Annotated in this window: 10 protein-coding genes, 6 tRNA genes and 1 rRNA gene; 2 read left to right on the forward strand and 15 right to left on the reverse strand. The window is 49.7% G+C overall.

All coding sequences use genetic code 11. The features are described from left to right. Positions 1 to 75 precede the first annotated feature (75 nt). The 5 genes from fsa to GON05_RS28085 form a co-directional block, all read right to left on the reverse strand. Positions 76 to 732 carry a fructose-6-phosphate aldolase gene (fsa, locus tag GON05_RS28065; RefSeq protein ID WP_127458268.1) on the reverse strand — a complete coding sequence of 219 codons (657 nt, stop codon included), beginning with the start codon at positions 730 to 732 and terminating at the stop codon, positions 76 to 78. 31 nt (positions 733 to 763) lie between these two features. Then, the gene (gene tkt, locus GON05_RS28070; protein WP_246239527.1) at positions 764 to 2,794 is read right to left on the reverse strand and encodes a transketolase; all 2,031 of its coding nucleotides are present in this window, start codon (positions 2,792 to 2,794) and stop codon (positions 764 to 766) included. A 192-nt stretch (positions 2,795 to 2,986) separates the two neighbouring features. Further along, on the reverse strand, positions 2,987 to 4,000 hold the full coding sequence (locus tag GON05_RS28075) for a zinc-binding alcohol dehydrogenase family protein (RefSeq protein WP_157323869.1): 1,014 nt from the start codon (positions 3,998 to 4,000) through the stop codon (positions 2,987 to 2,989). 12 nt (positions 4,001 to 4,012) lie between these two features. After that, positions 4,013 to 4,957, reverse strand: coding sequence for an aldo/keto reductase (locus GON05_RS28080; RefSeq protein WP_157323871.1), 945 nt, complete (start codon positions 4,955 to 4,957; stop codon positions 4,013 to 4,015). Next, on the reverse strand, positions 4,954 to 5,784 hold the full coding sequence (locus tag GON05_RS28085) for an amidohydrolase family protein (protein ID WP_157323873.1): 831 nt from the start codon (positions 5,782 to 5,784) through the stop codon (positions 4,954 to 4,956). The genes GON05_RS28080 and GON05_RS28085 overlap by 4 nt, the downstream gene beginning before the upstream one ends. Before the next feature lie 144 nt (positions 5,785 to 5,928). On the opposite strand from GON05_RS28085, the gene GON05_RS28090 reads away from it, so the two are divergent. Then, a complete protein-coding gene (locus GON05_RS28090; protein WP_181646592.1) occupies positions 5,929 to 6,792 on the forward strand; it encodes an AraC family transcriptional regulator in 864 nt (287 codons plus the stop codon). 28 nt (positions 6,793 to 6,820) lie between these two features. Here the strand turns inward: GON05_RS28090 and GON05_RS28095 are convergent, their stop codons facing one another. The 3 genes from GON05_RS28095 to GON05_RS28105 form a co-directional block, all read right to left on the reverse strand. Next, on the reverse strand, positions 6,821 to 7,747 hold the full coding sequence (locus tag GON05_RS28095; RefSeq protein ID WP_181646593.1) for an NAD-dependent epimerase/dehydratase family protein: 927 nt from the start codon (positions 7,745 to 7,747) through the stop codon (positions 6,821 to 6,823). 174 nt (positions 7,748 to 7,921) lie between these two features. Next, positions 7,922 to 9,178 (reverse strand): (Fe-S)-binding protein, encoded by a 1,257-nt coding sequence (locus GON05_RS28100; RefSeq protein ID WP_157323887.1) that lies wholly within the window; start codon positions 9,176 to 9,178, stop codon positions 7,922 to 7,924. Positions 9,179 to 9,239: 61 nt separating this feature from the next. Continuing rightward, entirely contained in the window at positions 9,240 to 10,655 is a 1,416-nt protein-coding gene (locus GON05_RS28105) for an FAD-linked oxidase C-terminal domain-containing protein (RefSeq protein WP_157323877.1), read from the reverse strand. 132 nt (positions 10,656 to 10,787) lie between these two features. Here GON05_RS28105 and GON05_RS28110 point away from each other — a divergent pair, with 132 nt between their 5' ends. Next, positions 10,788 to 11,498: a FadR/GntR family transcriptional regulator gene (locus GON05_RS28110; RefSeq protein WP_157323878.1), complete on the forward strand. Its 711-nt coding sequence runs from the start codon at positions 10,788 to 10,790 to the stop codon at positions 11,496 to 11,498. Positions 11,499 to 11,827: 329 nt separating this feature from the next. Here GON05_RS28110 and GON05_RS28115 read toward each other — a convergent pair. The 7 genes from GON05_RS28115 to rrf form a co-directional block, all read right to left on the reverse strand. Beyond that, positions 11,828 to 11,907 (reverse strand) — tRNA-Leu (locus tag GON05_RS28115). A 5-nt stretch (positions 11,908 to 11,912) separates the two neighbouring features. After that, positions 11,913 to 11,988: transfer RNA gene (locus tag GON05_RS28120), tRNA-Thr, on the reverse strand. 18 nt (positions 11,989 to 12,006) lie between these two features. Beyond that, a tRNA-Phe gene (locus tag GON05_RS28125) sits at positions 12,007 to 12,082 on the reverse strand. Between the two features lie 60 nt (positions 12,083 to 12,142). Then, positions 12,143 to 12,219 (reverse strand) — tRNA-Asp (locus tag GON05_RS28130). A 27-nt stretch (positions 12,220 to 12,246) separates the two neighbouring features. After that, positions 12,247 to 12,322 (reverse strand) — tRNA-Val (locus tag GON05_RS28135). Between the two features lie 9 nt (positions 12,323 to 12,331). Continuing rightward, a tRNA-Glu gene (locus GON05_RS28140) sits at positions 12,332 to 12,406 on the reverse strand. 43 nt (positions 12,407 to 12,449) lie between these two features. Continuing rightward, positions 12,450 to 12,566, reverse strand: a 5S ribosomal RNA gene (gene rrf, locus GON05_RS28145). Between the last annotated feature and the right edge of the window lie 160 nt (positions 12,567 to 12,726).

Here is a 12,726-nt window from a genome sequence, read left to right on the forward strand (position 1 = left end):
GCCTATAAATACTATAGCCTATAAGAAGAAAAAAGACTCGCTTTATACAAAGCGAATCTTTCTACTCTAGGGCTATTAGAACGTTTTTTGGTTTGCGCCTTCCCAGTCGGCCAAGAACTTCTCAATACCCGCATCAGTAAGCGGATGTTTGCTCATGGACTCGATGACTTTGTAAGGCACTGTTGCGATATGTGACCCTGCAAGCGCAGCTTCAATCACGTGTGCGGAGTGACGAACGCTGGCAGCGATAATTTCGGATTTAATGTTATGCACTTGGAAAATTTGGCTGATTTCCTTAATTAGGTTCATCCCGACTTGGTTAATATCATCCAAACGTCCGATAAATGGAGATACGAAGGTTGCACCTGCACGAGCGGCTAACAAGGCTTGCGTCGAAGAGAAGATCAACGTCACATTCGTCGGAATGCCTAAAGCTCTGAAAGCACTAGTCGCTTGAAGACCATCAAGCGTCATTGGCAGCTTGATGACAATGTTCGGGCTAATCTTAGCCAGCTTTTTACCTTGCTCGACCATTTCGTCTGCTTTCAAGGAAACAACTTCCGCGCTAATTGGAACATCGCCTACGATAGATACGATTTCTTGTACCGTTTCGAAAAAGTCTCTGCCTTCTTTTGCAATAAGGGAAGGATTTGTCGTTACCCCTGCAACAACACCTAACGCGTGAGCTTTACGAATTTCTTCTACATTGGCTGTGTCGATAAACAATTTCATAGTGTATCCCTACCTTTTCTCCCGTTTTGGGTTAATCTTGGAAATACTTCTGTCTAATTTGTTGTACGATTGCTTCTGCGTTAAAACCATATTCACGAATTACGCGGTCTGCCTTCGCGGATGCTCCGAATTTCCGGATCCCCACGACAAAACCTTCGCCACCCGTAATCTCTTCCCATCCAGCAGGATATGCCATCTCAATGACGACATTTGCTTTCACATTCGGATGAAGAACCGCCTGCTGCACGTCCAAAGATTGCTGCTCAAACAGCTCACGGCTTGGCATGGAAATGACATTTGCTCCAATACCATATTGCGCCAACTGTTTCTTCACGTCAAGTGCTAAGCTAACTTCGGAGCCTGTTGCAATGAGCTGAACATCAGGCACAGCTCCAGGAGCAGCTTCAGCCAATACGTAAGCGCCTTGACCAATATGAGCATAAGCAAGTTGATCCGTACCTGGCAGTACCGGCAAGTTCTGACGGGACAACGCGAAGACGAAAGGACCTTCTTGCGCTTGTAGGACATACTCCCAAGCTGCAGCCGTCTCATTCGCGTCCGCAGGACGGAACAACGTCAGATCCGGAATCATCCGCAAGGATGGGATCTGCTCGATCGGTTGGTGCGTCGGGCCGTCCTCACCGACGGCGATGCTGTCGTGCGTGAACACGTACGCAACAGGAAGTTTCATCAGCGCGGACAAGCGGATCGCGCCGCGCAAGTAATCGCTGAACACGAGGAACGTGCCACCGAAGGCTCTTAATCCGCCATGCAGCAGCATGCCGTTCAGCGCTGCGCCCATGGCGAATTCCCGGACGCCGAACCAGAAGTTGCGGCCGCTGTAGTTCGCGGCGCTGAATGCCGCGTCGTCGTTCAGCATGGTGAAGTTGGAGCTCGCCAGATCGGCGGAACCGCCAACGAGCTGAGGAACCCGCTTCGCCAGGCCGTTGAGCACTTTACCGGACGCCGTGCGCGTCGAGATCGCGCCGCTCTCCGGTGTAAAGCGCGGCACATCGGCGTTCCAATCCGCCGGAAGGCTGCCGCTGCTTGCGAGCTCGAATTGCTTGGCGAGCTCGGGATAAGCAGCCTGGTAGCTGTTCCACAGCTGCTCCCAGTTGTTTTGAGCCTTCGCGCCCAACGCTTTGTAGTGGGCGAAATGCTCGTACACTTCAGCCGGCACATAGAAATCCGGCTCCAGGGGCCAACCCAGCGCCTGCTTCGTCAGGAGCAGCTCATCTTTGCCAAGCGGTGAGCCGTGAGTACCGCCGTGGCCGCCTTTGCCCGCTTTGTTCGGTGACCCGTAACCGATGGTTGTTTTGATCTCAATCAGCGTCGGGCGGCTGGTATCTGCCTTACCTTCTGCGATTGCCGCGGAAATCGCTTCAACATTATTCTGCTCTTCCACGCGCAAGTACTGCCAGCCATAAGATTCTATTCGTGTACGAACATTCTCGGAGAACGACATGTTCAATTCACCGTCAAGTGAAATATCGTTAGAATCATAAAGCACGATTAGTTTACCCAATTTTAAGTGGCCTGCTAAGGATGCAGCCTCTGAGGAAACACCTTCCATCAGATCACCGTCACCGCAAATGGCATACGTGTAATGATCGACAATCGGGAAGTTAGGCTTGTTATATACGGCTGCTTGATGGGCTTCAGCCATCGCCATACCAACAGCCATCGCGACACCTTGACCAAGTGGCCCCGTAGTCGCTTCTACACCAACCGTGTGACCGTATTCCGGATGTCCTGGCGTAAGGCTTCCCCATTGGCGGAATTCTTTGATATCATCTAATGTCAAGCCATAGCCACTCAAGTGTAGCAAGCTGTATAACAGCATGGAGCCGTGTCCCGCCGAAAGAACGAAGCGGTCGCGGTCTACCCATTTGGCATCGGCAGGATTATGTTTGAGGTGCTGGGTCCATAGGGCATAGGCCATCGGAGCGGCACCCATTGGCATGCCGGGATGACCCATTGCGGCTTTCTCGACAGCGTCAATCGTTAGGGTGCGAATGGCGTTGATGCTTAATTCTTCAATACCAACAGTTGTCTGTTTCAACAGTTTTCCCTCCATCTCTTTCTTTTGTGCTGCTGCATATCTCTATTATAAGGATACTCAGAGCATTAAAAAAATCGATAGTTTCGATACTTGCTATAGAAGGTGTCTATACGTCATCCTCATGATCTTTTCTATCTGGATAAAAGCAAAAGGCGCGCCTACCTGCATACAAGCAGTTGAGCGCACCTCATCTTATAAACAAACGATCGCTTTAATCACCTTGGACTCCGGCTTGAGCCAAGTCTCAAACTGTCCGATCATATCCTCGAAGTCAGCACGATGTGTGATATAACTCTCGATGTCGATGACGCCATTACGCATCGCTTCACGTACGGTATCGAAATCTTCCATCGTCGCGTTGCGGCTGCCCATCAATGTCAGCTCCCGTTTGTGAAACTCGGGATCATGGAAGGTGATGTCCGCCTTCACGAGGCCAACATACACGAGCTTGCCGCTATGCGCGACAAGTCCAAAGGCGTCCGTCATAGAACATGCGTTCCCTGTCGCATCAAAGACAATTGTAGGCATATCGCCATTCGTGAGCTCAGAGAGCTGCTCCTTCGGCTGCTGCAGCGCATTCACGGTATGATCGACGCCTGCCCACTTGCGGCAAAACGCCAAGCGCTCGTCATTGATATCCATGGCGATGACCTTAGCGCCAAATTGCTTCGCCAGGACCATGACGCCAAGTCCGATGGGTCCTGCGCCAATGACGAGCACCGTTTCACCGGCGCGAAGCCCCGATCTCCGCACAGCGTGAGCACCTATGCTAAGCGGCTCCAGCATTGCTGCTTCATCGAGCGTGAGCCCGTCGGTTTTAATGAGATGGCTGGCAGGGACGGAAATCAGTTCTCTCATGCCTCCATCCGTATGCACGCCTAGTACTTTCATGTCGGTGCAGCAGTTCGTGTTCCCATGGCGGCAAGCAATACATGTCCCGCAGTGCAAATAGGGGACGATACTGACTTGGTCACCGGCCTGCAATCCCGTCACACCTTCACCAATTTCCTCTACATACCCGGAAAGTTCATGGCCCAATACGCGCGGATAGCTGAAAAATGGCTGATTCCCCTTGTAGGCGTGCAAATCCGTCCCGCAGATCCCGATTCTTTTAATACGAACGATGGCTTCCCCCGCTCTCACTACTGGCTCCTGCATCTCTACAAAATTAAACTGTTCAACCTGTTCACATACGATCGCTTTCATTGTGTTCCCTCCCTATACGTAGGTTTTCTCGTTATATTCAGCTCTTCCGCTAACCCATGACTTATTGTGAATCGGCTTTAAAATGTCCAAAACTTCTCGCAGCAGCCCGGTATCCATCGGCTCATCGGTCCATGCTATATTCTTGCTGATGTTCTCAGGGCTCGCCGTGCTGACCAAGGTGGTTGGAATCCGTTCATTCGCAGTCGCATATTGCACAGCCAACTTGGCAATGTCCATGCCTCTGCTCGCGCAAAATTCCGCCGCCTCCTTACAGATTCTTCGAATATCCGCTGGTGCCGGATGCCAATCTGCAGCAGGTCTAGTACTCAGCAGTCCCATGGAGAGCGGTGAAGCACTCACCAATCCGACCTGGTGCTGCTCAAGCAATGGGAGTACATCCAACAAAGACGTATCATTCAATGCATAATGACAATAGGACAATACGGAGTCCATCTCTTTAATAGCCAGCGATTTCTCAAATACAGTTAACGGTAGTCCGGATACGCCTAAATATCGGATTTTTCCCGATTGCTTCAAAGCATCCAACGCTGGGAAGCCTTCTTCAACAATCTCATCGAAAGCCGCGAATTCAATATCATGCAAATATAAAATATCGATATAATCCGTTTGCAGCCGTTTTAAGCTTTCATCTACACTTCGGATAATCCGTTCCTTTGAAAAATCAAACTCGGCATCCCCGTAACGACCAGCCTTTGTCGTCAAAATAAAGCGTTGTCTGTCCATTTGTGCGATGGCTTTGCCCAGTACAGTTTCCGCTTTGGTTAACCCATAATACGGGGACACATCGATCAGATTGATACCCAGATCAACCGCCGTATGAACGGTCCGGATGCTTTCTGCCTCATTCGTTTCACGGAAAACAGAGCCGAGAGAGGAAGCGCCGAAACTCAAGACAGAGACGTCCAGTCCTGTTTTGCCTAATTTACGATATTTCATAGCTTATAAAACCCCTTTGCGTTAAGTCCAAATAGACAGTCATTCTCGTGCTGTGTCCAGGTTTCCGGTAACGAATGGGTCAGTACATCGACAACTTCCTCGTAGCTAGCCGCCAACAAGCATACAGGCCAGTCGCTGCCGAACATCACACGGTCAATCCCGAACACCTCTAGAGCATGCTGGATATACGCAGTAAAATCTTCTTTCTTCCAATGGCTGTGATCCGCTTCCGTCACCATACCCGAAAGCTTGCAATACACTTTGGGATGCTTAGCAATAGCCGCCATCTGGCTTTTCCAAGGCTCCAGAACGCCATCCGCAATCCGCGGCTTCGCGATATGATCGATAACCGCACGTAAACCGGGAACCTGATCCAACAGCTCAATAACCGGCGTTAATTGATGGGACACGACAAGTAAATCGACCGGTACATCATGCTCGGCAAAATATCGCAGCGCCTCGATAAAATGAGGCTCCAAAATTCGGTTCGCGTCCGGCATTTCTTGAATCATGACTCGAAAGCCCACATACTTGGGATGCTTGCAAAAACGTTGATAATGATGGAAGAAATCCGGATCGTTGAGATCAAGCCAACCTACCACGCCTGCAATGGTCTCGGATTCATCGCTTAATGACAGCAAATAAGCCGTTTCTTCCAGTGTCTGCGCCGCTTGAACAACGATCGAAGCAGTCAGGTTATGCTCCCTCAGGTGCGGTGCTAAATCGCTTGGGCCATAATCCCGATACAAGATCGGCAGTTCAGGACCAATCCATCCGTAATCCCCGCGGTCTATTCGCCAATAGTGCTGGTGGGCATCAATTCGCATGGCGCTTCTCCTTCTTCATATCCAATTTTGATATCGCTTTCTTTTATTTTAACAGCATTTCTAAACTATAAAATAATGATTTCTAGCACATTTATACGGTTTTTTGATATCATGAGAGGAACTGAAAGGAAAGGAGCAGACGACGTGCCTCCTATTCACAAAGTTTTTGATAACCATGAAACTTTTCCGTTCTCCTATGCCTATAAAAACACAAAAAGCTCGCAAAGCGAGCTCCCTGACCATTTCCACGACTGGTATGAAATTGTTTATGTGTACCGCGGCAAAGGCACGATGTTCATCGATCATACCTTTTACGAAATGAAAGCCGGAGACATTTTTCTTATTCCCGGCAACATCATTCATCGCGCGACTCCGGACAAAGAAACCCCTGTGACCTCAACCGCCGTATATTTCAGTTCAAGCTTCGTTCAAGCACCGCAATTCGGGGAATCGTTCTCCTATTTGCACAGCTTTGAGCAGGCCGTAGATCTCCGCCAGTATAGGCTGGAAACGCTGCTTCCACAAAGACAGCATCTCGAGCATTATCTGGAGTCCATCCAGCACGAGTTTAAGCACGAGGGACCTGGGTTTCGGCAAGCAATCTATGTCCAACTGCTGCAGCTTCTGCTTTTTATACAGCGTGATGTAGCCTCAAGCCATACATTTAATACAGGAGATCCCCTAGTCGCTCCCGTCTGGATGAGAGATGTGCTGCTTTATATCGATGAGCATTTCTGCGAAGATATCGGGCTCCAAACCCTTTCAAAACAAGCTTCCGTCTCGCCGGCTCATTTCAGCCGGGTGTTCAAACAATTGATCGGGATGAACGTGACGGCTTACATCATAACCAAGCGAATTATTCGCGCTAAACAGCTGCTGTCTGAAAGTGATGTCAACATTCATCATATCGCGGAGCTCTGCGGCTTCGAGAGCCTCCCCCATTTTCACGCCATGTTCAAAAGAGTGTTGGGCATGACACCGGCAGCGGCAAGAAAGAGCATCCGATAAACCGAAAAAAGTGAACTAATGGCAACGTTCATACTTGATATTGCGTTTTATAATAGGCAAATGTCGCCCCCAAACCGTCTCTCAGCGTAAAAATGGGACTCCACCCGAGATCGTTAAGCGCTGCTCGATTGTCTAAACGGCTGTGAACGATATCACCGGTACGCGCGGCCTTGTAAGCTGGATTGAAGCTGCTTCCGCAGATCGAGCACATTTCCTTTAGAAGCTCGTTGACACTTGTTTGTTCGTTGCAACTAATATTGTAAATGCCACGGCTGCCTTTATACAGGGCGGCCCTATTGGCGCTCACGACGTCTTGGACATAAATGAAATCCCGCGTTTGCTCCCCATCGCCATAAATGATCGGCTGCTTGCCGTCCAGTAGCTTGTCCATAAAAATGGCAACGACTCCGCCCTCTCCTTTAGGATCCTGCCTAATGCCGTAAACATTCGCATACCGCAGGATGGTATAGTCCATCCCATATAGCAATGCAAAGCTTTCTATATAATGTTCCGGCGTATGCTTGGAAATACCATAGAAGGATAGCGGCCTGACCGGATGCGCTTCGTCCACGCTCAGATATTGTGGAGTCCCGTAGACCGCAGCAGAGGAAGCATAAGTTAATTTCCGAACACCATGCTCTCGGCACTGCTCCAGCAGGTCAATTGTCCCTAAGATGTTGATTTTTGCATCCAACAAAGGATCGATAAGCGATGTCTGAACATCGATTTGCGCTGCGTGATGGATGACAACTTCCGGACGGGAAGCAGCGAATACCTCGGCAAGCCTTTTGCCATCCAGTAAATCACCATGATGGAAAACAGCTTTTGCATTCACATACGCCATTCGCCCCGTAGTCAGATTATCAAAGATATGCACGTCATGCCCCTCCTGAAGCAGGTCATCGACAATTTGAGATCCAATAAAACCGGCTCCTCCGGTAACTAAAATGTTCACGTAGATACCCCTCTCTTACAACTAACGTAAACAACGAAGATTAAGTTCAAATGACATCTTTTCCGTTAGTCTAACTCTAACCCTTCTATTTTACCAAAAAAATGCAAGGGAAGTGGCGTGAATGGACAAAAAAGAAGCCACCCTCGTATGAGAGCGGCCTGCTGAGTAATAACATTAATGTTTTACAACACGATCATATAAAAAGTCCGCAATATGGACGGCTTCCATCTGGCCTTTTTGCCCATGTTTATCGATGCCGAGCTTCATTTGCAACAGACAGCCAGGGTTGCTTGTCACCAAATATCTAGCTTCCGTGGCGTTGGCGTTGACCATTTTATCTTCCAAAATCTGATTCGCCATTTCCGGCTGCGTTACGTTATAAATACCGGCAGATCCACAGCAAGAGCCCGCATCTTTCATTTCGACAAAAGTAACGTTGCCTACTTCTTTCAACAGTTGTCTGGACGGATTGCTGCCTTTCATTACATTGCGCAGATGGCAGGAATCTTGATACGTCACCCGAGTTGAAGCTGAAGTTTGGCTGTCAGTGAATTGAAGCGGACGTCCTTTTTCCACAAGAATCGTTGAAATATCTTTCACACGCGCGGCGAACCAACCTGCGGATTCCTTCCATTCCGGCTCATCATGCAGCAAATGATCGTACTCGATTAGAATCGCGCCGCACCCGCCGGCATTCGATACAATATAGTCCACACCGGCTTCCTGGAAAGCACGGATGTTATTTTTGGCCAGCATCTTGGCTTGGTCGCTTTCGCCGCTATGCGCGTGTAGAGCGCCGCAGCAGTTCTGCGTCTCTGGAATGACAACGTCAAAGCCTGCTTCGGACAGCAGCTTGACGGTTTTGATATTCGTTTGGGTGAACATCACATCCATCAAACAGCCTCTGAACATACCGACGGTAGCAATTTTCTCGCCTTTGGCCGGGATGAAGGTGCCGAGAAGCTGCGTAATCCCCTTGCCGGATGCATCAGGCAGAATTTTCTCCATATCCGAAAGCTGTTTGGAAAATAAACCGACAACGCCTGTTTTTCGAACAACAGATTGCAGACCTGATTTTTTATAAAAATGCATCCCTGAACCTAGCAGCCGCATTTTTTGTTGTGATGGGAACAGCTCTTTGAAGACCACCTTGCGCACACCGCGTACCCACCATCTATGCTGCTTCGTATGGGTTTCAACCGCATCGCGGGCCTGCTCAATCAATTGTCCGTATTTCACATCCGCAGGACAAGCCGGCTCACACGCGCGGCAGCCCAAGCAGTGATTCATTTGATCCTCGAAGGAAATGCCCGGCTCCATAACGCCATCCACGGCTGCTTTCATCAAGGAAATACGCCCGCGCGGGGACTCGGCTTCGATGCCTGTTTGTTTAAACGTTGGACACACGGGAAGGCAGAAGCCGCAGCGCATGCAGTTCGTCAATTGATTGTAATCCAGTTTCTGGATTAACGTTTCCTGGAGAGTTGCCCCTTTAGCCACGGTCGATCACCACCCTGCGTCTGGATTCTTTGGCAAACATTTTGCCGGGATTTAGTAGATGATGCGGGTCGAACACATCTTTGATCCCTTTCATCATCGCAATGCCGCTGCTTCCTACTTTCCATTCCAAGAAAGGTGCCTTCACCAGCCCAACACCGTGCTCGCCTGTAATCGTTCCTCCCATCTGGATCGCCGCTTCAAAAATTTCTTCAAAAGCTGCCTCCACACGGTGAATTTCATCATGATCCCTGGCATCCGTTGTAGCTGTCGGGTGAAGATTGCCGTCTCCCGCATGCCCAAACGTACAAATCTGCACGCCATGCTTCTCGGCGATTCGGTTAATCTCCAGCACCATATCGGCGATTTTGGAGCGTGGAACCGTCGCATCCTCCAGAATCGTTGTCGGACGCAAACGCGCGAGCGCCGTGAAGGCGCTTCTTCTTGCTGTTAACAGCTTCAGCGCTTCCTCTTGATTGCTCGCAATGCTAACTTCATCCGCTTGTTCTTCACGGCAAATTTCCGAGATACGGGCAATGTCGCGTTCCACCATCTCCATCTCGCCATCCTGCTCAATTAAGAGGATTGCTGCCATATCCAGCGGTAGGCCTAGCTTCGCAAAATCGTCTACGACACGGATCGTTGGATTATCCATGAATTCCAAGGTAGCCGGAATGATTCGGTTTTCAATAATTTTGGAGACCGTACGAGCTGCGCCGTATAGATCTTTGTACATGGCCAGCATCGTTTTCTTATATTTTGGAGGCGGAATCAATTTGAGCGTAGCTTCTGTAACGATTGCGAGCGTCCCCTCTGAACCGATCAGCAGCTTCGTCAAATCATAGCCGGCCACGTCCTTCATCAGCTTACCGCCTGTACGCATGATTTCACCGTTTGCCAGTACGCATTCTAATCCGATCACATAGTCTTTGGTGGTGCCGTATTTTAAACCGCGCAGGCCTCCGGAACACTCTGCAATGTTGCCGCCAATCGTAGAGATCGCCATTGAACTTGGATCTGGTGGATAAAATAAGCCCAGACTTTCAATATGCTCAATGAATTGCTTCGTGATAATCCCCGGCTGTACGGTTGCCGTCAGATTTTGCATATCAATGTCGAGGATCGCGTTCATTCGGTGCATGACCATGACAATGCCACCTTGAACGGGCACGGTTCCGCCGCAAAGATTCGTACCTGAACCCCTGCTGACTAGCGGAATGCGATGCTCATTCAACACCTTCATAATCGCAGACACCTGCGCTGTATCCTTGGGGTAGATCACGCCATCGGGCAGCGACTGGAGCATCGGTGTTCCGTCATACGAGTGGGTAACGAGCGATTCCATATCATCTTTAAAATACTTTTCGCCTACAATATTGAACAGCTGTTGTCTAATTTGGTTATCGAGCATAGCAGCCTCCCATGGGACTATTCATGACTATCATTGATAATCGATTGATAATTGATCATGTGATCAGATGACTTTCCTTCTATTTTAGCTTATGATTGAATAGATGTATAGATCTTTTATGGGGGAATTGGCATGGCATTTCAGCAGATACGGCCACAAAAGGGCTCGGAAATCGTAATGGGGCAAATTAAGATGCAAATTGAGTCAGGAACCTATGCGCCAGGTTCGAAGCTGCCGACTGTCGTTGAGCTTGCTGCGAGCTTCCAAGTCGGCCGATCGACCATTCGCGAAGCACTGAGCGGGTTGAAAGCAATCGGATGGGTAGATATCAGGCATGGCGGCGGCACCTTCGTGAGCAATCCGCTGCCTGCGGACAACGCAACCCTCTTCGATCAAGGAGACTCCCTGCAAGAAGTGCAGGAGGTGCGGAGATTCATCGAGGTAGGCTGCGCATCGCTGGCCGCAAGTAGACGGACAGAAGCTAATATCGCGGAGCTTCGGGACATTCTCCAGTCGATGGAACGTTCCCTTGGCAACGAGGAAGCTAGTGAACAAGCCGATATCCGCTTTCACCTGGAAATCGCCAAAGCCTCTCATAATTCCCTCATGATCGGAATGATGGAGTCTTTGACGGAGAGGCTTCAGGTGAGCATGAAGGCTTCTCGTCGTTTGTGGTTTTTCGCGGAGCTTGCATCCGCCGAGAAGCTTCTGCAGGAGCATCGTGACATCGTCGATGCCATCGCTGCCGGGGACGAAACCCTCGCGGCAGGTCGGATGTCACAGCATATACAGAAGGTGGACCAGGTTGTTCAACGATTGGCTAAACATTCATCGAATGATTGATGTTCCGATTGGATTTAAGGGAACAGCGAGCCGCTATTTCGGAGAAAATGGGGCTTCGCGTGCTGTTGGGGAACTACAGGTGCTTATTTCTGTGAAATAAGACATACAGTAGCCCCAATTGGAAAAATTGTGGCCTGTAGTTCCGCCAATCTGGTTAATAGGCCTATTTTCATTGAAATAGCGGCCTCTAGTTCCTCTATCATATTGGATAAAGTGAGAATGCTCATTTCCTGCTTATGTAACAGGGGATGAGCGTTCGTTTGCGTACGGGAGGAAACTACAACGAAAAAGCAGGTAAAACCATAAAATGGTCTTACCTGCTTGTGTGATGCGCGTAGAGGGACTTGAACCCCCACGGTCGCCCGCTAGATCCTAAGTCTAGTGCGTCTGCCAATTCCGCCATACGCGCGCATGTGGTGCCGTCGAGAGGACTTGAACCCCCAACCTACTGATTACAAGTCAGTTGCTCTACCAGTTGAGCTACAACGGCATATTAAGTTTGTAAAAATGGTGGCTCGGGACGGAATCGAACCGCCGACACGAGGATTTTCAGTCCTCTGCTCTACCGACTGAGCTACCGAGCCATGCTATTCAAAGTTGCCTCTGGGGTCCCCGAAAAGTAATCGGAATTCCCTAGGGTTAAGTGGCGGAGCCGACGGGATTCGAACCCGCGGTCTCCTGCGTGACAGGCAGGCATGTTAGGCCTCTACACCACGGCTCCGCATTATAAAAGTTTAGCTGTTTTAAATGGTGAACGCTGACGGGATCGAACCGCCGACCCTTACCCTGTCAAGGTAATGCTCTCCCAGCTGAGCTAAGCGTTCAGGTAATTGTGGTGACCCGTAGGGGACTCGAACCCCTGTTACCTCCGTGAAAGGGAGGTGTCTTAACCACTTGACCAACGGGCCAAAATTCCCCAAAACGAAACTCCGTATTGGGGCAAAAGGTACTGCTTGGCAACGTTCTACTCTCCCAGAACCCTGCGGTTCAAGTACCATCGACGCTGGAGGGCTTAACGGTCGTGTTCGAGATGGGAACGCGTGGGTCCCCTCCGCCATCATCACCAAACAGTCAAAGCGTATTTGCGCCTTGAAAACTAGATACGAAACTTGCGTAAAGAAAATTTGTCATCTACGTTAGACGTAGCGACTAGCTGCTTAGTCAGCTGGTTTGGTTAAGCCCTCGACCGATTAGTATTCGTCAGCTGCATGCATTGCTGCACTTCCAC

The organism is Paenibacillus anseongensis (assembly GCF_009757995.1).
Classification (GTDB): domain Bacteria; phylum Bacillota; class Bacilli; order Paenibacillales; family NBRC-103111; genus Paenibacillus_E; species Paenibacillus_E chondroitinus.

What these genes read in the sequence shown, in the direction of transcription:
- GON05_RS28110 (WP_157323878.1), top strand. Translation starts at nt 10,788, where the DNA reads ATGGCATTTCAGCAGATACGGCCACAAAAGGGCTCGGAAATCGTAATG.
- GON05_RS28080 (WP_157323871.1), bottom strand. Translation starts at nt 4,957, where the DNA reads ATGAAATATCGTAAATTAGGCAAAACAGGACTGGACGTCTCTGTCTTG.
- GON05_RS28075 (WP_157323869.1), bottom strand. Translation starts at nt 4,000, where the DNA reads ATGAAAGCGATCGTATGTGAACAGGTTGAACAGTTTAATTTTGTAGAG.
- fsa (WP_127458268.1), bottom strand. Translation starts at nt 732, where the DNA reads ATGAAATTGTTTATCGACACAGCCAATGTAGAAGAAATTCGTAAAGCT.
- GON05_RS28105 (WP_157323877.1), bottom strand. Translation starts at nt 10,655, where the DNA reads ATGCTCGATAACCAAATTAGACAACAGCTGTTCAATATTGTAGGCGAA.
- GON05_RS28085 (WP_157323873.1), bottom strand. Translation starts at nt 5,784, where the DNA reads ATGCGAATTGATGCCCACCAGCACTATTGGCGAATAGACCGCGGGGAT.
- GON05_RS28100 (WP_157323887.1), bottom strand. Translation starts at nt 9,178, where the DNA reads ATGCGCTGCGGCTTCTGCCTTCCCGTGTGTCCAACGTTTAAACAAACA.